Below are 19,805 nucleotides of genomic sequence, written 5' to 3'. Positions count from 1 at the left end.
AGGCAACGAATTGAAGATCTAGTGGCTCTAAATCAAAAATCGTTAACGAAGTGTGCGAGCCAAGGCAACTCGCCCTTCGGGAGCGTGTCAATGCTTCAATTTCGGTGTCAAACGACTTGGAAATAGTTCACTATTTCGCTGCATCGTTTTCCTAGAACTTAAGTCAATGACAACGCTCTGAATCCTGCATCTTGAAGTCACTTGGGTATACTTGATATTAATAATAACAGAGCGGAATTGTCATAATGCCTTCTCATTTACCTCCTTCGTTTAGTCGCCCCTTTCTTAAAATTTTCCATATCCTTGAAGCCGTGCTGCTGGTTGCCATTACTATGGCGACGGTGTGGGCGATGGTGGAAGAATTCGTTCATATCTACGTGCAAAAACGCGTGTTGCTGGAAGATATCTTATTGATGTTTATCTATCTCGAAGTGCTCGCTATGGTGGGGCAGTTTGTGATGAACGGTAAAATTCCAGTGCGCTACCCAATTTATATCGCCATGATGGCCATCGCGCGCTATATCACTTTGGGGATGAAAGAGCTCGATTCGGTGATGATCGTCTGGTTATCACTGGCGGCATTTGTATTGGCGGCTGCGACTTTACTCATCCGCGTTGGTCACCATTACTGGCCATATATCGATGGTAAAACTGCGGAGAAAGACGAATAGCTTTATTTTGTCAGTAACCAGAAACGAAAAAGCCCCGCAGTGCGGGGCTTTTGCATAACTAGCTCGGGTTACTTAGTGAAGAATGCGCGTTTTAGGGCAAGCTCAAGACCGCGAACCTCAGCCAGACCTTTCAAGCGACCAATCGCTGAGTAACCTGGGTTGGTTTTCTTCTTCAGGTCATCCAGCATTTGGTGACCGTGGTCAGGACGCATTGGGATCTTACGTAGATCGCCACTCTCTTCACGGCGCTGTTCTTCTTCAAGAATCGCCATTACTACGCCGTACATGTCTACATCACCTTCTAGGTGCGCAGCTTCGTGGAAAGTCATTGGGTTATGCTCTTCACGTTTTGTTGAACGTAGGTGAGTGAAGTAAACGCGATCGCCGTGCTTTTTGATCATGTTCACTAGGTCGTTGTCGCCGCGTACGCCGTAAGAACCAGTACACATAGTGATACCGTTGTTCTGGCTAGGCACTTGCTCTGTCAACCAATCGATATCTTCGATGGTTGAAACGATACGTGGCAAGCCTAGGATAGGGCGCGGTGGATCGTCCGGGTGAACTGCCATCTTAATGTTTTCTTCGTCACACACTGGCATAAGCTCAGCTAGGAAGTGACGCATATGCTCACGCAGTTTGTCTTTGTTGATGCCTGCGTAACGGTCAAGTTGCGCTTGGAATGCTTCTAGTGTGTAGCCTTCTTCTGCACCTGGTAGACCGGCGATGATGTTGGCGGTTAGCTGCTTAACTTGCTCTTCAGACATGTTGTTGAAGTATTCAAGTGCTTGCGCTTGTTCCGCTTCAGTGTAATCAGCGTTTGCACCAGGACGTTTCAAAATGTGAAGTTCAAAAGCGGCAAACGCGATCTGGTCAAAACGTAGCGCTTTCGAGCCATCAGCCATTTCGTATTCAAGATCAGTACGAGTCCAATCAAGAACTGGCATAAAGTTGTAGCAAACTGTGTCGATGCCACATTGCGCAAGGTTACGCAGAGTTTGCTTGTAGTTTTCAATCCATTGTTGGTAGTTGCCAGTTTGAGTTTTGATCTCTTCGTGTACTGGCACGCTTTCAACTACAGACCAAGTAAGACCTTTCGCTTCGATGATTGCTTTGCGAGCTAGGATTTCTTCTTTAGTCCACACTTCACCATTTGGGATATGGTGTAGTGCGTTCACGATACCAGTTGCGCCAGCTTGGCGGATATCGTCTAGAGATACAGGGTCATTAGGACCGTACCAACGCCACGTTTGTTCCATGACAAATTACCTTTCAATGGGCAGACTTGAACCGCTCAGCTCAGTGAGTGGCTAAGTTGCGAATAATAAATATAACGACTTTGTAGGTATTATTAGGTTGCTAGCAAAGCTACCTATAGGGGCGGATTATTTTCCGCCGCCTAGTAAGACGACTGGGTTGGAGCTAAATAAATAGCCATCAAAGTCCGGGTCGTCTATATCGGATAGTTCGAGAAGTCGTTGTTTTACGTTTTCAAGGTGCTGCCACATGGCGTTTTTCGCGGCGATCGGATCTTTACGCTGCATCGCAGCCAAGATTTTCGCATGATCTTCCATCCACTCTTGGCGGTAGTCATGACCGCTAATGCGCGAGTGGAGCTTTTGCCACATTGGGCTTTGCTCACGGCGATCCCATGATTGCTTCAGCATATCGACTAACACAGAGTTGTGTGTCGCTTCAGCAATGCTCATATGGAATCGCTCGTCTCCGACGCATTGTTCGCTTTGTGCTGCTAACTCTTGACGCTCTAATTTGAGCGCTGAGCGCATTTTGGCGATGTCGCCAGGCGTAACTTGAATTGCAGCAAACTCTGCAATGTTACTTTCCAGTAACTGTCGCGCCTGTAACATTTCGAAAGGTCCCGCATCATCACTGATGATGCGTTCGCGATGAGGTGATTGGTCAGGAATATTTGTGACGTACACACCAGAGCCTTTCTTTACTTCGACAAGGTTTTCTAGCTCAAGCATGATGATTGCTTCACGTACAACTGTACGGCTGACATCAAGTCGTTCAGCAATATCGCGCTCAGGCGGTAGACGATCACCAACTTTATAGTGACCTTCAATTAACTCTTTTCGTAAAACCAAACCCAATTCTTGGTAAGGACGCTTGGGTTCAAAAGGCATCATGATGATGTTATCGCTTATTTCCATTACTACTCACGCCATCATAACCAATCAAAGTAATTGGTCAACCTATCTCAATAGTTATGTGGCAATACCTATACTTCTCTAACAAAATTACTTTAGTTAATTACTTAACTGCTTGAATACGCTCGATCAGTGCAGACAACTCTGGGTTGTTTTTCTTCACGTCGTCGTACATTGGTTGTACCGCTTGCACAAATGATGCTTTGTCTACATTGACAAACGTTACGCCCATATCTTCTGCTTTCTTACGCTCTTCAGCTTCAGATTCAGCCCACAGTGTCTTCATTAGCTGCATTGAGTTCAGTGCTGCTGTCTTCACTGCTTGTTGGTGCTCTGGAGATAGACCATCAAATGCATCTGTCGACATTACTAGTACGTCAGGAACCATAGTGTGCTCATCAAGCGAGAAGTACTTAGATACTTCGCTGTGGCGGCTCATGCCGTATGAAGGAATGTTGTTTTCTGCAGCATCTACAACGCCTTGTTGTAGAGCGGTGTATAGCTCACCGTATGCTAGTGGTGTTGGGCTACCACCTAGTGCTTCAACCATCGCGATTGCTGATGGGCTTGGCTGTACGCGTACTTTCAGACCTTTTAGATCTTCAGGTGAGTTGATTGGTTTGTTGGTGTAGAAGCTACGTGCGCCTGCATCGTAGTAAGTCAGACCGATAAAGCCGCTTTCACGAGATGACGCTAGGATTTCCTCACCGATTTGACCTTCTTGAGTTGCGTAAAAGTGTGCTTGGTCGCGGAATAGGTAAGGCATGTTGAATGCTGAGTAAGCTGGTGCGAACGCTTCTAGTTCAGCTGCGTTGGTTTTAACCATGTGCAGCGCACCGTTTTGCATCAGTTCCATCGATTCACGCTGAGAACCCAGCTGTGCATCAGGGTAAATACGAATACGTACTTCACCGTCAGTGGTTTTACGCACTTCTTTAGCCATTGCATCCATTGCTTTATGCACGGCGTGGTCACGAGTGTGGTTGTGGCTCAGTTTTAGAGTAGTAGCAGCAAACGCTTGTGCACTTACACCGAATGTTAGCGCCGCACCAATCACAGCTGTTAGGACACTTTTACGTGTTTTCATTATGGTTTCTCCGTGAGATGGAATCCGTAAATTTTTGTAGGGGGTTACAGGTTTCGGAGCCAATCTTGCGACCAATTTCTAGCACCGTCAAAACAAAAAACACAATTGGTTGAGCAATATCACAGATAAAACCCTTAAATTGGTCAACCAATCCAAATGTGAAGCTGGTCACGGTCAACAAAGTGATACTGCCTATAATGCCCGCAGAAAAAGAAATGTTATTGGTCAGATAATATGAGCTTGAGTTTATATTGGTTAACCAGTGGCGAGACGCGGTTCGTTATATGAAATAGCGACGTTGTTAAGGAAACAATAATGAAAAAATTGGTTGATTACATCAATAAAGGCTTGGCGACATTTACCGTCTCGCTGTCTTCTTTCCTAGTGCTTTGCGTGGTTTGGCAGGTGCTATCACGCTACATCATTGGTAAACCAAGTACCGTTACCGACGAACTAGCACGTTACTTGTTTATGTGGGTGGCACTGATCGGTGCGGCTTACACCACGGGCCTTAAACGCCACCTTGCGATCGACCTGATGACGATGAAGCTGAAAGGTAAGCGCAAAATTATCAACGAAATAATTATTCAAATTGCTATCGCGGTATTCGCATCGGTTGTGTTGGTTTATGGCGGCTCAAACCTAGCAATTAAAACGCTAGCAACAGGTCAGTTGACCCCTGCGCTAGGTTGGGAAATGGGCTACATCTATTTCTGTCTACCAATTAGTGGTGCGTTGATGATTTTCTACTCAGTGATCTATGGCATTGAAAAGACTCAACAATTGATTTCTGGCGACGTGGCTGTTAGCGACGTACAACAAAACTAATTTCTAGAGGAATTCCACAATGGAATGGCAATTAATTCTTACCCTATTTGGTACTTTTGCAGTCTTATTGACGCTGGGTATTCCAGTTTCATTTGCGATTGGTTTGTCATCGCTGGCAACGATCATGATGAGCCTGCCACTAGAGCCTGCAATCGCAGTAGTGGCTCAGCGTATGGCGGCTGGTCTAGATAACTTTGCTCTATTGGCTATCCCGTTCTTTATTCTAGCGGGTAACATCATGAACCAAGGCGGTATCGCACTACGTCTGATCAACTTTGCTAAAGTATTGGGCGGCCGTCTACCTGGTTCACTGGCGCACGTAAACGTACTAGCAAACATGATGTTTGGTTCTATCTCTGGCTCTGCAGTAGCATCTGCAGCGGCAGTAGGTGGTACGATGGCACCACTACAAAAGAAAGATGGTTACGATGAAGCGTACAGCGCAGCAGTAAACATCACTTCTTGTCCTACTGGTCTTTTGATTCCGCCAAGTAATACCCTAATCGTTTTCTCTCTTGTATCTGGCGGTACATCAATCGCAGCACTATTCCTAGCCGGTTACCTACCAGGTATCTTGATGGGTCTAAGCTTGATGGTTGTAGCAGGTATCATTGCTAAGCGTCGCGGCTACCCAGTTGCACCACGTCCAACACTTGCAGCTGTTTGGGATACTTTCATTAAAGCAGCACCATCACTACTACTTATCGTAGTAATCATGGGTGGTATCATCGGTGGTATCTTTACCGCAACAGAAGCTTCAGCTATCGCGGTGGTATACACACTAGTGCTAGCGGTTGGTGTTTACCGTGAAGTAAAAGTAGGCGATTTACCAAAAATCGTTCTTGAGTCTGCGGTAACGACTTCTATCGTGTTGCTACTTGTTGGCGCATCAATGGGTATGTCATGGGCGATGGCGAACGCTGATATCCCTTACATGATTGCTGATGCACTACTAGCGGTTTCTGAAAACCCACTGATCATCCTACTGATCATCAACATCATTCTTCTGATTGTTGGTATCTTCATGGATATGACGCCAGCGGTACTTATCTTTACACCAATCTTCCTACCAATCGTGTTGGACCTAGGTGTTGACCCAGTACACTTCGGCATCATGATGACGTTCAACCTTGCAATCGGTCTATGTACGCCACCAGTAGGTAGTGCGCTATTCGTAGGTTGTTCTGTTGCTAACATCAGTATCGATAAAGTAATTAAACCTTTGTTGCCTTTCTACGCAGCACTGTTCCTAGCACTACTAGCAGTAACCTTCATTCCACAAATCAGTCTACTGCTACCACAACTGTTCCTAGGTTACTAATTTCCCAAATTTCGGATTTGCCTCCCAACAAAATACCTTACCGCTACGGCGGTAAGGTTTAGGAAAAAACAATGAAAACAATCGCAAATACCACTCTGAATGCTCAAGTTGTTCGACCAAATTACGATCGCTCTGCTCTGAAAAGCCGTATTGTGCACCTAGGTTTTGGTGCTTTCCACCGCGCACACCAAGCGCTATTCACTAACGAAATGTTAGAAAAAACTGGCAGTGACTGGGGCATCTGTGAAGTTAACTTGTTCGGCGGTGAAGAGCTGATTGAACAACTGCGCGCACAAGACCACCTATACACAGTGGCAGAAAAGGGCGCACAAGCGACAGAAGTAAAACTGATTGGTTCGGTAACGGAATCACTCCACCCAACGCTAGATGGCAAAGCGGCTGTACTGGCAAAAATGACCGAAGAACAAGTCGCGATTGTTTCTATGACAATCACGGAAAAAGGTTACTGTGCAGACCCTGCAACTGGTCGTTTGGATAAAACTAATTCACTGATTGTGAGCGATTTGGCTAACCCGCAAGATCCAAACTCAGCGATTGGCTACATTGTTGAAGCACTGCGTCAGCGCCGTGAAAAAGGTATTGCACCATTTACCGTGATGTCTTGCGATAACGTGCAAGAAAACGGTCACGTTGCTCGCGCTGCGGTACTGGATTTCGCTAACTTGGTGGATGCAGAGCTGGCGGCGTGGATTGAAGCAAATGTGACTTTCCCATGCACCATGGTTGACCGCATCGTACCAGCGGCAACAGAAGAAACACTAAACGAAATCGCAGAGCTTGTTGGCGTTGCTGACTCTTGTGGCATCGCTTGTGAGCCATTCCGTCAATGGGTTATCGAAGATAACTTCGTTGCTGGTCGCCCTGACTGGAACGTAGCTGGCGCTGAGTTTGTTGCTGACGTAGTACCATTTGAAGAAATGAAACTGCGCATGCTAAACGGCAGCCACTCTTTCCTAGCTTACCTTGGCTTCCTAGGAGGTTACGCGCACATTTCAGATACCATGACCAATGAAGATTACCGCCAAGCGGCATTCGACATGATGATGAAAGCGCAAGCGCCAACGCTAAACATGCCTGAAGGTACAGATCTAGAAGCGTACGCTAAGCTTCTGATTGAGCGCTTTACCAACCCAAGCCTAAAGCACCAAACTTGGCAAATCGCGATGGATGGCAGCCAGAAGATCCCACAACGTATGGGGGGTTCACTACGTCATCACCTAGCGCAAGGTACAGACTTTAAATGGCTTGCAATGGGTATTGCTGGCTGGATGCGTTATGTTGCTGCACAAACTGAGCAAGGCGAAGCGATTGATGTTCGCGACCCAATGGTTGAGCAGTTCCAAGCGATTTACGCAGAGCACGGCTTGAACGTAAGCGTAGTTAAAGCGCTACTATCGATTGAAGCCATCTTTGGTACTGATTTAATCCAAAATGAAACCTTCGTAACCGCAGTAACTGACGCATACCAGCGTCTACTGAGCGATGGTGCTCGCGGCGCAGTAGCCTCTCTTATCTAATTTAATATGCCCTCCTAAGTGAGGGCATTTCTATTTCTACCCGATCTTCGGTGTGGGCAATGCCGGCGCCAATGGAGTTAACGATGAAAAACTTTTTGTGTGAAGACTTCTTACTAGCAAATGATACCGCTCGCGAGCTATACCATGACTACGCGAAAGCGATGCCTATCTATGATTACCACTGTCACCTAAACCCTAAAGAAGTAGCGGAAAACCGTCAGTTCGATAACTTGGGTCAAATTTGGTTGGAAGGCGATCACTACAAATGGCGCGGTATGCGCTCAGCAGGTGTGCCAGAGTCACTGATCACTGGTAAAGAAACTTCAGATTACGAGAAGTTCCAAGCATGGGCGAGAACCGTTCCACAAACGCTGGGTAACCCACTTTACCACTGGACTCACCTAGAGCTGCGCCGCCCATTTGGTGTAACAGGCAAGCTATTTGGTCCTGAAACTGCCGATGAAATTTGGCATGAGTGTAATGAGCTATTGGCAACGCCTGAGTTTTCAGCACGCGGCATCATGAAGCAGATGAATGTGGTGATGGCAGGGACAACCGATGACCCAATTCACACGCTTGAGTACCACAAAGCGATTGCTGAAGATGAAAGCTTTGATGTTGAAGTAGCGCCAAGCTGGCGCCCTGACCGTGCGTTCAAAATTGAGCTAGAAGGCTTTGCTGAATACATGACACTACTTGGTGAAGCTGCGGATGTGGAAATCACCCGCTTTGCTGATCTGCTGACTGCGTTAGAGCGTCGTCTTGAGCACTTTAGTGCGCACGGTTGTCGCGCCGCTGACCATGGTATTGAAATTGTGCGTTACGCAGCAGTACCAGCCGAAAGCACGCTAGACAGCATTCTTACGCGTCGCCTGTCAGGTGAAACACTGTCTGAGCTAGAAATTGACCAATTCTGCACTGCCGTACAAGTATGGCTGGGTAAGCAATACGCAAAACGCGGCTGGGTGATGCAGCTACACATTGGTGCGCAGCGTAACAACAACACCCGTATGTTCCGCCAGTTAGGCGTGGACTGTGGCTTTGACTCGATTGGTGACCGTCCATTCGCGCTGCAACTGGCTTGCCTAATGGATGCTATGGATGTGACTAACGAGTTGCCAAAAACCATTCTGTACTGCCTAAACCCACGTGATAACGAAATGATGGCAACCATGATTGGTAACTTCCAAGGTGGTGGCATCGCAGGCAAGATCCAATTTGGTTCTGGCTGGTGGTTTAATGACCAAAAAGACGGCATGGAACGTCAAATGCAGCAACTTTCTCAATTGGGATTATTGAGTCAATTTGTAGGAATGCTAACAGATTCTCGTAGTTTTCTTTCATATACTCGTCATGAGTATTTCCGTCGTATTGTTTGTAACATGATGGGACAGTGGGCAGAGAACGGTGAAGTGCCACGCGATATGCCGATGCTAGGTAAAATGGTGCAAGATATTTGCTATCACAACGCGAAAACGTACTTCACTCTACCAGGAGAGAAATAATGAAACGTATCGCCTTACTAGGTGAATGCATGATTGAACTAAATGGCGCCCCTTTTGGTGCCATGGTTCAAACTTACGGTGGTGATTCATTGAATACCGCTGTGTATCTTGCGCGATGCACAAAAGGACAAGTTGGCGTGGAGTATGTCTCTGCGCTAGGCACTGACGCGATCAGCGATGGCATGATTTCGCGTTGGCAAGAAGAAGGTGTTAGCACCGAATTAGTATTGCGTGATGGCACGCGTCAGCCGGGTCTATATTTGATCCAGCTAGATGAAAAGGGTGAGCGTACCTTCCTTTACTGGCGTAACCAATCAGCTGCGCGTTACATGATGCAGCATGCTGATTTTGCCAAAGTGGAAGCAGCACTTGTCAATGTCGATATGGTTTATCTAAGTGGTATCAGCTTAGCGATTCTTCCAGCCGAAGACCGCGTTCGCCTGGTTGAGATGTTGGCGAAACTGAGCCAACAAGGTGTTGAGATCGCCTTTGATTCTAACTACCGTCCTGCGCTATGGCAAAACGCCGATGAAGCGCGTGAGTGCTACCGTCAAATTCTAGCGCTGACTGATCTTGCTCTAGTGACCAACGACGACGAGCAAAATCTCTGGGGCGATAGCGATGAAGAGCAAACGCTGGTGCGCCTACAAGCGGCTGGTGTGAAAAAAGCGGTGGTGAAGATGGGCGCACAAGGCAACCACTACAACGATTTTGTTGCTGGTACGCACCAAACTATTCCGACTACACCGGTTGAAACTGTGGTCGATACCACCTCGGCAGGCGATTCATTTAACGCCGGTTTCCTAGCGGGTTACCTACAAGGTAAAGATGCAGAACAGTGTTCTCGCCAAGGTCACCAACTCGCGGGTATCGTGATCCAGCATAAAGGGGCGATCATCCCTAAACAAGCCACTGATGCGATTGATTTCGCGTAATAAAATAACAGAATTGAAATTAAGGTACAAAAAATGACAACTATTGCACAGCAGCTTGCAGCGATTAAAGTAATTCCAGTTATCGCGATTGATCGCGCAGAAGACATCATCCCACTAGGTAAAGCACTAGCAGAAAACGGTTTGCCAGCGGCTGAAATCACTTTCCGCTCTGATGCAGCAGTGGAAGCGATTCGTCTACTACGTGAAGCACAACCTGAGATGCTAATTGGTGCAGGTACAGTGCTAAACCGCGAACAAGCACAAGCAGCGAAAGATGCGGGCGCAACGTTTGTGGTATCACCAGGTTTTAACCCAAATACAGTGAACGCATGTCGTGAAATCGGTATTGATATCGTACCGGGTGTAAACAACCCAAGTGCGGTAGAAGCGGCAATCGAAATGGGTCTAACCACGCTGAAATTCTTCCCAGCTGAAGCGTCTGGCGGTATCAACATGGTGAAATCTCTGCTTGGTCCTTACACGCAAATTCAATTTATGCCAACTGGCGGTATCAGCCCAAGCAACGTAAAAGATTACTTGGCGATTGACCGTGTTATCGCTTGTGGCGGTACTTGGATGGTAGATAAGGCGATGATCAACGAAGGTCGTTGGGACGAGATTGGTCGTCTAGCACGCGAAGCGGCTGACTTAGTTAAATAAGCCACGCTGCCAAATTAGGTACGGGAATAAAGTGAGTAGAGTAAGGCTTCCATCAGGAAGCCTTTTTTGAAGGAGCGCTTAGGATGAAAGTCGCGTTTTTACATACTTTAGCTGCCAATCAAACCCTGTTTGATGATTGCATTCAAAAGAGCCAGTTAGCCAAGTTTGCCGATGTGGTGCATTGTTGTGCTCCCGAGCTTTTGCAGTACGCGAGCAATGTGGGGTTTGATGAGCAACTAACAAACCAAGTGGCAAAGCAAGTGCAAGAGCTCGAAGCACAAGGAGCCGATTGGATTATTTGCACTTGTTCAAGTATCGGTCGTTTAGCTGAAACCAGCGCCACCGATCATGCCAAGGTGCTGCGCGTTGACAGACCCATGGCGCAAGCGGCGAGTAAAGCTAAGCAACTTAAGGTGTTAGCCGCGCTTTCAACCACCCTTGAACCGACCATGAGTTTGTTGGCAGAGTATCAAGCGGAGAGTGAGACCCTTACCCAAGTGCAAGTGATTGAGGGCGCTTGGCAACACTACCTTGATAGTGACTTACTCGCTTATCAGCAGACGATTGCCGAACACATCAGCCAATATTGCGCTGAGGATGACGTGATTTTGCTCGCTCAAGCCTCGATGGCACCGGCAGTGAAATTACTGGCGGACACTTGCCAGGCAAAGGTACTGACCAGCCCTAGTTCTTGTCTTGAATATTTAGTTGAGCAGTTAAGATTGCACGCCGAGCAGGGAGAGGACTAATGGTCACGTTACCTGAGTGGAACCTTGCCCAAGCGATCGGAATGGTCGCATTTGCTATTGGTGCGACGGCATTTTTGCACAGTGATGGGCGCCGGTTTCGTCTGCATTTGATGCTGTTTCAAATCGTCTTGTGCAGTCACTTTATTATGATGGGCGCGCTGGTGGCTGCGTTTGGTTGTGGTATCAGTGCGATTCGCAGTTATGCTTCGACCAAAACCCAGTCGACTTGGGTGATGCTGTTTTTTATCGCCATGCTTTGGATTATGGGGCTGCCACAACTTGAGTACAGCTATGAGTTGTTAACCATCTTTGGCTCGTCAGTGGCTACTTGGGCATTGTTTAAAACCCAAGGCATTCAGATGCGCCTACTGGTGATGTTTAACTCGTTCTGTTGGGTGACCAATAATTTGTTGCTCGGTTCGATCGGCGGCACGTTGATGGAGTTAACCTTTATCATCGTTAACAGTCTGACTATTGTCAGAATGTATCGTGCAGAGCGGCGTGCGGCAGTTTGATTCTACGCATTAAAAAACCGAGCTTGAAGCTCGGTTTTATCTTTGGATAGTTGTATCGCTTTATCTAATCGGGCGATTAAATCGCGACTAGTTTGCCATCTTTACCGTGCATAGCTGGAACCCAAGCAAGACGGTCAGTCGACATTTTGTTGCCACATGGCATTTTGATATGGTTAACCATCCAGATCACGCAGCCATTTTCTAAGTTAAATAGCACGCGTACCTGCGAGTAGAGATCGCCATCATCATAAGCTTCGGAAACTGGCATTGCCGCGCCTTGCCAAGCCTCAGCAAGAGTTTCTAGTGACCAATCAACACTTAAACCAATCACTTCTGGTTCAATGTCTTTAACAATACGCATCTCAATACGCGCATGTTGACCTTCGTTCTCCAGCGCAATTTGGTGCGGGATATTGCTGTCATTCCAAGTTAGGGTGTGCATGATTACGCCTCCAACCAGTCGTTTGCCACTTTAATGATGGCTTTGCGCACTGGCATTGGTTGATTGATTGCTATCAACGGGCGGTGCGGCTGCGCGACATTAAAGATGATAAAGTCGTGCACATTCAGATCGGCAAACTGTTCATCAATCAAGTCTTCACTGAAAGCGATGTCTTTTGCATCGAGCAGATCTTCAGCAAGGCTTTGGAATGGTTGTAGGCTGTAGCCGTAACGCTCTTCACCAGCCAGCAGAATTTGCACATCAACGTACTTGCGATGACATTCAGAGCGACGATCGCTCAGTTCTTGAGTGTTGTCATCTACCACAAAGAAAAATACGTCATCACCTTCAATTGGGTAGCGACCATTTTCAACAGAATCATAAATACGCTGTTTGACTTGTTCGATAACGCTTAACAGCTTAGTTGGCAGGTGCTGATAGTTGCTCAGCTCAGATAGGTTGCCTTTAAACACTTTATACCTCATTACCACGCAAGCGGCGGTGTTAGAAAGGCTAATTATAAAATGCTTAGTAGTATTGGTTGACCAATTTTAGTTAGGAAGGAGAAGCGGATCAAAAATTAGGGTTAATCTCTGATCCGCTCGTCTGCATGACCTCTATGATGCGAGAGGTTTAGACATCGGTATTACTCGATATTCTGGATCTGTTCACGCATTTGTTCGATAAGTACTTTAAGCTCAACACCTGACGCGGTGATGTCTGTGCTGATCGACTTTGACGCCAATGTGTTCGACTCACGGTTAAACTCTTGCATCATAAAGTCCAGACGGCGACCAACAGCGCCACCTTTTTTCAAGATGTTGGTGGTCTCTTTCACGTGAGAGTCCAAGCGGTCTAGCTCTTCTGCCACGTCAGATTTTTGTGCCAGCATGATAAGCTCTTGTTCAACGCGCGCCGCATCCAGCTCAATCTTGGCTTCTTCAAATTTACCCAGTAGACGCTCACGTTGCCAAGCGAGGATTTCTGGCATACGAGCACGTACTTTCACCACTTCGTCGGTAATGGCGGTTAGGCGCTGTTCAATTAGCGCTTTCATGTTATCGCCTTCACGACCACGCGCTTCAATAAATTCGCTTAGCGCTTCATCGAAACCAGCCAGAAGGTCTTTGTTGATCGCATCCATATCTTGCTCTGGCGTTTCCATTACACCTGGCCATTGCATCACTTGGAATGGGTTAATGCGGCTAAGTTCGCCCGTCATGTGCATCACTTGTTCAGCGGCTTTGATCACTTGGCTTGCAAGAGTTTCATTGATGGTTAGCTCGCCTTTAGCAGCAGGGTTTGCTTCAAAGCGTAGGTGACATTCCACCTTACCGCGTGCTAGGCGCTGACGGAAACGCTCACGCAGTACAGGCTCAAGACCACGGAACTGCTCAGGTAAACGGAAGTAGGTTTCTAGGTAGCGTTGGTTAACGCTGCGGATTTCCCATACGGCTGTGCCCCAATCGCCTTTTAACTCTTTGCGAGAGTATGCCGTCATACTGTAGATCATCGAATTTTCCTGTCTATATATGCTGAAAATTAACCTTGAGATAGTAGCACAGTCACCGCTGGAATCCTTTTAATCCGTCGATGTTTCTTGCTAAGTCATTGAAGCGCTGTCGCCACACTCGCCAGCGCAAACCTTTTCAGCTATAATCCTGCTCCAACCAAAACGTCTCCCCCTACAAATAAAGGTAGATGCCCATGCGTCCAAACGATCGCAAGGCGGATCAAGTTCGCCCAATTAAAATTACTCGTAACTACACAGCTTATGCTGAAGGCTCTGTTCTTGTTGAGTTTGGTAACACCAAGGTACTTTGCAACGCTTCAATCGAAGAAAATGTTCCTCGTTGGCTAAAAGGTCAAGGCAAAGGCTGGGTAACCGCAGAATATGGCATGCTGCCACGTGCAACGCATTCACGTACTCGTCGTGAAGCGACCAACGGTCAGCAGGGCGGACGTACCATGGAAATTCAACGTCTTATCGCTCGCAGCCTACGTGCTGTGGTGGATCTAAAAGCGATGGGCGAGTTTATGATCACCGTTGACTGTGACGTAATCCAAGCCGATGGCGGTACTCGTACAGCGTCTATCTCAGGTGCAAGTGTGGCACTGGCTGATGCATTCCAACACCTAATCGATAGCGGCAAGCTAAAGAGCAACCCAATGAAAGGTCATGTAGCGGCTGTTTCAGTGGGTCTGCTTGGCGAAGACGTGTTGTGCGATCTGGAATACGTTGAAGATTCAGCGGCGGATACCGATATGAACGTGGTGATGACAGAAGATGGTCGCATGATCGAAGTGCAAGGCACTGCGGAAGGCGAACCGTTCACGCATACCCAGTTGCTGGCGCTGTTGGAATCGGCGAGCAAAGGTATTGCGGAAATCGTCGCAGCGCAGAAGACGGCGTTAGCCAATTAGTTTTGAGAAATAGCTTCCTTTATCGGAGGCTATTTTTTTACCTTTTTTGTATAAAACTCCACAGCGTTGTTCGCTGCAACTTTTCGACCTAATCACATACTTGTGTATGCTCATAGGCTCGAAAAGTCTGGCTGCCTAGCTGTGAAGCTTTCTACTGCAAAGGATTCATCTTCAATGACATACATTTACGGCATTGAAGATTATTAATGGGTAACTAAGTGAATAGTTACTGCAATTTGAAGTTGTAAACCATCTAGTGATAGGCACTAGGCATTTAATTAGAGAGTGGATGATGAAAGCATACCAGCGTGAATTTATTGAATTTGCACTAGAGAAAGAAGTTTTAAAGTTTGGTGAGTTTACTTTGAAGTCAGGCCGTAAGAGCCCATATTTCTTTAACGCTGGCTTGTTCAATACTGGTCGTGATTTAGCGCGTTTAGGTCGTTTCTATGCAGCGGCGTTGGCGGATTCAGGTATTGAGTTTGACGTGTTGTTTGGCCCTGCGTACAAAGGTATTCCAATCGCGACTACTACTGCAGTCGCATTAGCAGATCACCATGACATCGATACGCCTTACTGCTTTAACCGTAAAGAAGCCAAAGATCACGGTGAAGGTGGCAATTTAGTGGGTAGCGCTCTGGAAGGTCGTATTATGCTGGTGGATGACGTGATCACTGCCGGTACCGCGATTCGTGAGTCAATGGAAATCATCCAAGCCAATGGCGCAGATTTAGCAGGCGTATTGGTGGCGATTGACCGTCAAGAGAAAGGCAAGGGCGAGCTATCAGCGATTCAAGAAGTTGAGCGTGACTTTGGTTGTGCAGTGATTTCTATCGTTAGCCTGACAGACCTTATCACTTTCCTAGAAGAGAAAGGCGACAACACTGAGCACCTTGAAGCAGTAAAAGCGTACCGCGCTGAATACGGCATCTAACCAGGCACTGTTTGGGTTAGATAATCAAAAGGGCTGGTGGATTACTCCATCAGCCCTTTTTAGTTTGTAATGTTTGCCGTTTATTGCTGGCTTAAATCACGATCGCCCTTGTCTGAGTTATCGTAGATTTCACGTCCGTCACGCTGAGTTTTCAGCAGCGATAGGTTCCACATATATTGCTCAGGGCGTGGAGTAACCAAATCTTCAATCGCTTTATTCATCGCACGTGCATCTTGCTCTTCATCCCCAGTTGGGAAGTTTTCTAAAGCAGGCAGGATGTGTACTTCGTATTTACCCGTTTGGTCGTTATACGCTGGTAGAATAGGGACCACTTTCGCTTTGGATAGACGCGCCATTTTACCAAAGCCTTTGAGGGTCGCTTTTTCAGTGCCGAAGAAAGGCACAAACACCGAGCTTGCAGCGCCAAAATCTTCATCAGGCAGCCAGTAACCGACATAACCATCTTTGATTGAACGGACAAACGGTTTCACACCAGCTTCACGAGCAAAAATGCGACCGCCATATTGCATGCGCTGCACTTGCATTAGCCAGTCGCCAATCGGGTTGCGTTGCGGCTTCATGATGGTGGTAATTTTATAGCCACGTGCCGCGAGCATAACGCCTGGATAGTCGACCGCCCATGCATGAGGCGCCAAAATGATCACCGGCTCGCCAGCATCCAGCAGCGGGATGATGTTCTCTTCACCAATCATGACGCCACGACTTTGATTGTGCTTCGTCGAGCGGACTAAAAATTCAGAATACGCCAACAAGTACTGAGCGGCTTTTACAAAAGCCTCTTCAAGAATATGTTGTCTTTCTTCCGCGCTCTTTTCTGGGAAGCAATATTGCAAATTGACGCGCGCTCGTCGCACCACGCGACCATTTTTACGGATCACAAATGTCGACAGCTTTCTTGCTACCTTATCGCGCCAGCGCACCGGCACAAACGCCAATAACGCCGCAAAGAAAATGCCAATCCAAGTGCCCCAATGTTTCGGGTGGAGAAAAGACCACTGGAAGGTCGGGTTATGGATGTATTTATCCGTACTATTTTTTTGAGTGTCACTCATAGCAGCAAAAAACCTAATTTAGAGGTAGCGTGAATTGGTTTGTGTTTCATCGGGTAGCGATTTGAAACGCTTATGTAGCCACATCCATTGTTCAGGCGCGCGCAGAATCACTTGTTCAATATAGTGATTCATATAAGCTGCGGCTGCCGTTTCATCCTTTTTAGGGTAGTCTAAATCGATACGTGGGCTGGCAATTATTTCGTACTTGCCGGCACTGTTTCTAAAGCCTGAGCCTGTGATCACCGCGCACTGGCTAGTGTAGTGAAGAATACTTGTACCTGTGGTGGTACAGGCTTCTGGTACGGCAAAAAAGGGCACAAAGACCGACTTATTATGACCATAGTCTTGATCGGGTAAATAGAAGAGGCGCTCTCCTTCACGAAGAACACGGATCATTTGCTTAAGATCGCGACGATAAATCAGTTGGTTGCCATTACGCGTGCGACCGCGATACTGAATAAATTCGTACGCTGGGTTGCTGTGAGGTCGGTAAGCACCATAGCCTTGCAAACCCAATACGCCAAAGGCTCGTGCAGTGATTTCTAGGTTAAGTGCATGCACGCAGCATAGCAGAACCCCTTTGCCTTCATCGCGCAGAGACTCGAGCAGCGAGATATCTTTCGCCACTAAAAGACGCTTAAAACGCCAAGTAGGCCAAAACCAAGTGATGCCGGTTTCAATCAGCGCCATGCCGGTGTTTTTAAAGTTTTCTACTACCTTGGCTTCGATTTCTTCGGGCGCCATGTTAGGGAAAGCAAGCTCAAAGTTGCGTCGAGCGATGCTTACGCGCGATTTGCCAAGTTTCATTCCCAGCAAACCAATTGCGCGCCCGAGCCGCAATAGCAGCGCGTAAGGGAGCAGATTTACTAATAGTGCAAGCAAGCCAAAGCCGAGCCAAACGCCCCAATGTTTTGGGTGCAATAAAGCGAGTTTAAACTCAGGCTTATCAACGTGAGTTCTTTTTTTCATGTTCTTATTTAAGCAATTTGTGCGCTGAGCAGTGCCCAGTATTCATCAAAGTTAGCCGTCGGCTGATATTTAAAGTCTGAACGAACAAAACGATTGAGACTGCCTTCAACCTGACCAAGCAACTGCGCGGCAAGAATACGTTCATCGACTGGAAACGATTTTCCTTCACGTAGCTTACGTTCACGCAGGATTTGGCGTAACGAGGTTTCAATACGCTCAAACAGTTGGTTGATGCGATCGCGTAGTCGTTCATTTTCAAACATTAACGCATGACCGGAAAGAATGCGAGTCAGACCAGGGTTACGCTCGGCAAAGGCAAGGATCAATTGCAGCACTAAGCGAATACGCGTAAGGGTGTCTTTCTCTTCATCTAAGATGCGATTGATACGCGACATTAGAGATTCTTCGATAAACTCAATCAGCCCTTCAAACATGCGTGCTTTACTTGGGAAATGACGGTACAGCGCCGCTTCAGAGACGCCGACTTGTTTGGCGAGCTTCGCGGTTGTAATGCGCGATGCACCGTCATTTGACTCCAGCATTTGTGCTAGGGCTTGTAATATTTCTTCTCGGCGATTGGTTTTTCGTGTTCCTGCCATGAACGCTTCCTTTTGTGACCACTTTTTGCAAAGTCTTTTCGCAAAATAAATGGGGACCCTGCCTTAAATTAGGCAGGGCGATTAGCTCAAAAAATAAGAATTCGTTTTACAGCTTATCAGCAATAAGTCGCAGAATTTGCTGTGCTATTTGTTGTTTTGATGCGAGAGTGAGTGCCTGCTCACCTTGTTGCCAGTATACGGTAATCGCATTGTCGTTGCTATTAAACCCTTGTCCTTGCACAGAAACATCATTGGCGCAGATCATATCGAGGTTTTTGCGAGTCAGTTTACTTAACGCATACTGTTTAACGTTTTGGGTTTCAGCGGCAAAGCCAACAGTAAATGGTCGCTGTTCGCTCAGTGCGGCAACAGAAGCAACGATATCTGGGTTTTTGACCATTTTGACAGTCATGGCATCGTTGTCGTCAGTCTTTTTCAACTTATTGTCCGCTACGGTTTCAGGGCGATAGTCTGCCACGGCCGCGCAGCTAATAAATACATCGCTCTCAATCGCTTTGCTCATCACGGCTTGGTGCATATCGTTCGCGCTTTCTACATCAATACGCTCGCAGCCTTGTGGCGTTGGCAAGGCTACTGGACCGGCAACCAGAGTCACGCTTGCGCCAAGTTGCTGCGCCGCTTGCGCAAGTGCAAAGCCCATTTTGCCTGAGCTGTGGTTACTGATGTAACGCACTGGATCGATGGCTTCACGAGTAGGACCTGCGCTGATCAAGATGGATTTGTCTTTGAGAGGTTTATCGCTGAAGAACTGTTCACATAAGCCAACCAGTTGCATCGGTTCTAGCATGCGACCAGGTCCCACATCGCCACAAGCTTGTTCACCAGCTGCAGGGCCCCAAATATGCATACCACGGCGGCTCAGTGTGGCGATGTTTTCTTGCGTTGCTTGGTTGCGATACATTTGCTGATTCATCGCAGGTGAAACGGCAATCGGCGCGTCACTGGCAAGGACGAGAGTGGTGAGTAAATCGTTACCCATGCCTGCCGCCATACGCGCGATGAGATCTGCTGTTGCCGGAGCCAATAATACCAAATCAGCCCATTTAGCTAATTCAATATGCCCCATCGACGCTTCAGCTGCCGGATCCAATAGGCTGTCAGAGACTGGGCGACCAGAGACGGCTTGCATGGTGAGCGGAGTAATAAACTCTTTGGCAGCTTTGGTCATAACAACTTGAACTTGAGCGCCACGCTCGATAAGACGGCGGGTTAATTCAGCACATTTGTAAGCGGCAATACCACCACTGATGCCGAGCAAAATCTTTTTACCTGCGAGTGTTTGCATTGTAATTCTCCAAAATAATGCGCTGATAGTATCACAAGCCAAAGATGTATTAATCGTTGATGTTTCTACAGCTCTTGAGTC

Annotated in this window: 21 protein-coding genes; 11 read left to right on the top strand and 10 right to left on the bottom strand. The window is 47.2% G+C overall.

The window, feature by feature from the left end:
- The first annotated feature begins 245 nt into the window (after window positions 1–245).
- Window positions 246–671, top strand: a complete 426-nt coding sequence (locus DPF93_RS09960; RefSeq protein WP_075652084.1) for a phosphate-starvation-inducible protein PsiE — start codon at window positions 246–248, stop codon at window positions 669–671.
- A 68-nt stretch (window positions 672–739) separates the two neighbouring features.
- Here DPF93_RS09960 and uxuA read toward each other — a convergent pair whose 3' ends face one another.
- The 3 genes from uxuA to DPF93_RS09945 all read right to left on the bottom strand — a co-directional run bounded on the left by uxuA (window position 740) and on the right by DPF93_RS09945 (window position 3,926).
- Window positions 740–1,927 carry a mannonate dehydratase gene (gene uxuA, locus DPF93_RS09955; RefSeq protein WP_114766039.1) on the bottom strand — a complete coding sequence of 396 codons (1,188 nt, stop codon included), beginning with the start codon at window positions 1,925–1,927 and terminating at the stop codon, window positions 740–742.
- Window positions 1,928–2,053: 126 nt separating this feature from the next.
- Window positions 2,054–2,842, bottom strand: a complete 789-nt coding sequence (locus DPF93_RS09950; RefSeq protein WP_114766038.1) for an FCD domain-containing protein — start codon at window positions 2,840–2,842, stop codon at window positions 2,054–2,056.
- Window positions 2,843–2,942: 100 nt separating this feature from the next.
- Complete coding sequence (locus DPF93_RS09945) at window positions 2,943–3,926, bottom strand: TRAP transporter substrate-binding protein (protein ID WP_114766037.1); 984 nt, start codon at window positions 3,924–3,926, stop codon at window positions 2,943–2,945.
- Window positions 3,927–4,241: 315 nt separating this feature from the next.
- On the opposite strand from DPF93_RS09945, the gene DPF93_RS09940 reads away from it, so the two are divergent.
- The 8 genes from DPF93_RS09940 (at window position 4,242) to DPF93_RS09905 (ending at window position 11,977) form a co-directional block, all read left to right on the top strand.
- Window positions 4,242–4,754: a TRAP transporter small permease gene (locus tag DPF93_RS09940; RefSeq protein WP_114766036.1), complete on the top strand. Its 513-nt coding sequence runs from the start codon at window positions 4,242–4,244 to the stop codon at window positions 4,752–4,754.
- A gap of 19 nt (window positions 4,755–4,773) precedes the next feature.
- A complete protein-coding gene (locus DPF93_RS09935) occupies window positions 4,774–6,075 on the top strand; it encodes a TRAP transporter large permease (protein ID WP_114766035.1) in 1,302 nt (433 codons plus the stop codon).
- A 71-nt stretch (window positions 6,076–6,146) separates the two neighbouring features.
- Window positions 6,147–7,613, top strand: coding sequence for a fructuronate reductase (locus DPF93_RS09930; RefSeq protein ID WP_114766034.1), 1,467 nt, complete (start codon window positions 6,147–6,149; stop codon window positions 7,611–7,613).
- 83 nt (window positions 7,614–7,696) lie between these two features.
- Window positions 7,697–9,118 carry a glucuronate isomerase gene (gene uxaC, locus DPF93_RS09925; RefSeq protein ID WP_114766033.1) on the top strand — a complete coding sequence of 474 codons (1,422 nt, stop codon included), beginning with the start codon at window positions 7,697–7,699 and terminating at the stop codon, window positions 9,116–9,118.
- Window positions 9,118–10,053: a sugar kinase gene (locus tag DPF93_RS09920; RefSeq protein WP_114766032.1), complete on the top strand. Its 936-nt coding sequence runs from the start codon at window positions 9,118–9,120 to the stop codon at window positions 10,051–10,053. The genes uxaC and DPF93_RS09920 overlap by 1 nt, the downstream gene beginning before the upstream one ends.
- A 33-nt stretch (window positions 10,054–10,086) precedes the next feature.
- Window positions 10,087–10,713, top strand: a complete 627-nt coding sequence (locus tag DPF93_RS09915; RefSeq protein ID WP_114766031.1) for a bifunctional 4-hydroxy-2-oxoglutarate aldolase/2-dehydro-3-deoxy-phosphogluconate aldolase — start codon at window positions 10,087–10,089, stop codon at window positions 10,711–10,713.
- Between the two features lie 83 nt (window positions 10,714–10,796).
- Complete coding sequence (locus DPF93_RS09910) at window positions 10,797–11,462, top strand: hypothetical protein (RefSeq protein ID WP_114766030.1); 666 nt, start codon at window positions 10,797–10,799, stop codon at window positions 11,460–11,462.
- The gene (locus tag DPF93_RS09905) at window positions 11,462–11,977 is read left to right on the top strand and encodes a YgjV family protein (protein ID WP_114766029.1); all 516 of its coding nucleotides are present in this window, start codon (window positions 11,462–11,464) and stop codon (window positions 11,975–11,977) included. Before DPF93_RS09910 ends, DPF93_RS09905 begins: the two co-directional genes overlap by 1 nt.
- A gap of 76 nt (window positions 11,978–12,053) precedes the next feature.
- On the opposite strand, the gene DPF93_RS09900 is transcribed toward DPF93_RS09905, so the two are convergent.
- The 3 genes from DPF93_RS09900 to DPF93_RS09890 all read right to left on the bottom strand — a co-directional run bounded on the left by DPF93_RS09900 (window position 12,054) and on the right by DPF93_RS09890 (window position 13,932).
- Window positions 12,054–12,419: a hypothetical protein gene (locus DPF93_RS09900; RefSeq protein ID WP_114766028.1), complete on the bottom strand. Its 366-nt coding sequence runs from the start codon at window positions 12,417–12,419 to the stop codon at window positions 12,054–12,056.
- A 2-nt stretch (window positions 12,420–12,421) separates the two neighbouring features.
- Window positions 12,422–12,892 carry a NanQ anomerase/TabA/YiaL family protein gene (locus DPF93_RS09895; protein WP_114766027.1) on the bottom strand — a complete coding sequence of 157 codons (471 nt, stop codon included), beginning with the start codon at window positions 12,890–12,892 and terminating at the stop codon, window positions 12,422–12,424.
- A gap of 173 nt (window positions 12,893–13,065) precedes the next feature.
- Window positions 13,066–13,932 carry a YicC/YloC family endoribonuclease gene (locus tag DPF93_RS09890; RefSeq protein WP_114766026.1) on the bottom strand — a complete coding sequence of 289 codons (867 nt, stop codon included), beginning with the start codon at window positions 13,930–13,932 and terminating at the stop codon, window positions 13,066–13,068.
- Between the two features lie 194 nt (window positions 13,933–14,126).
- Here DPF93_RS09890 and rph point away from each other — a divergent pair, with 194 nt between their 5' ends.
- Both rph and pyrE read left to right on the top strand, forming a co-directional pair.
- A complete protein-coding gene (gene rph / locus DPF93_RS09885) occupies window positions 14,127–14,843 on the top strand; it encodes a ribonuclease PH (protein ID WP_114766025.1) in 717 nt (238 codons plus the stop codon).
- Between the two features lie 292 nt (window positions 14,844–15,135).
- On the top strand, window positions 15,136–15,777 hold the full coding sequence (gene pyrE, locus DPF93_RS09880) for an orotate phosphoribosyltransferase (RefSeq protein ID WP_075652123.1): 642 nt from the start codon (window positions 15,136–15,138) through the stop codon (window positions 15,775–15,777).
- Window positions 15,778–15,857: 80 nt separating this feature from the next.
- On the opposite strand, the gene lpxM is transcribed toward pyrE, so the two are convergent.
- The 4 genes from lpxM to coaBC form a co-directional block, all read right to left on the bottom strand.
- Window positions 15,858–16,850: a lauroyl-Kdo(2)-lipid IV(A) myristoyltransferase gene (lpxM, locus tag DPF93_RS09875; RefSeq protein ID WP_114766024.1), complete on the bottom strand. Its 993-nt coding sequence runs from the start codon at window positions 16,848–16,850 to the stop codon at window positions 15,858–15,860.
- A gap of 18 nt (window positions 16,851–16,868) precedes the next feature.
- Entirely contained in the window at window positions 16,869–17,819 is a 951-nt protein-coding gene (gene lpxL, locus DPF93_RS09870; RefSeq protein WP_114766023.1) for an LpxL/LpxP family Kdo(2)-lipid IV(A) lauroyl/palmitoleoyl acyltransferase, read from the bottom strand.
- Window positions 17,820–17,827: 8 nt separating this feature from the next.
- Window positions 17,828–18,418, bottom strand: coding sequence for a nucleoid occlusion factor SlmA (gene slmA / locus DPF93_RS09865; protein ID WP_114766022.1), 591 nt, complete (start codon window positions 18,416–18,418; stop codon window positions 17,828–17,830).
- A gap of 106 nt (window positions 18,419–18,524) precedes the next feature.
- Complete coding sequence (gene coaBC, locus DPF93_RS09860; protein ID WP_114766021.1) at window positions 18,525–19,724, bottom strand: bifunctional phosphopantothenoylcysteine decarboxylase/phosphopantothenate--cysteine ligase CoaBC; 1,200 nt, start codon at window positions 19,722–19,724, stop codon at window positions 18,525–18,527.
- Window positions 19,725–19,805: the final 81 nt, after the last annotated feature.

Source organism: Vibrio rhodolitus (assembly GCF_003350325.1).
Taxonomy (GTDB): Bacteria; Pseudomonadota; Gammaproteobacteria; order Enterobacterales; family Vibrionaceae; genus Vibrio; species Vibrio rhodolitus.
The sequence above is the reverse complement of the archived record's forward strand: the minus strand, read 5'-3'. Positions and strand labels throughout refer to the sequence as shown.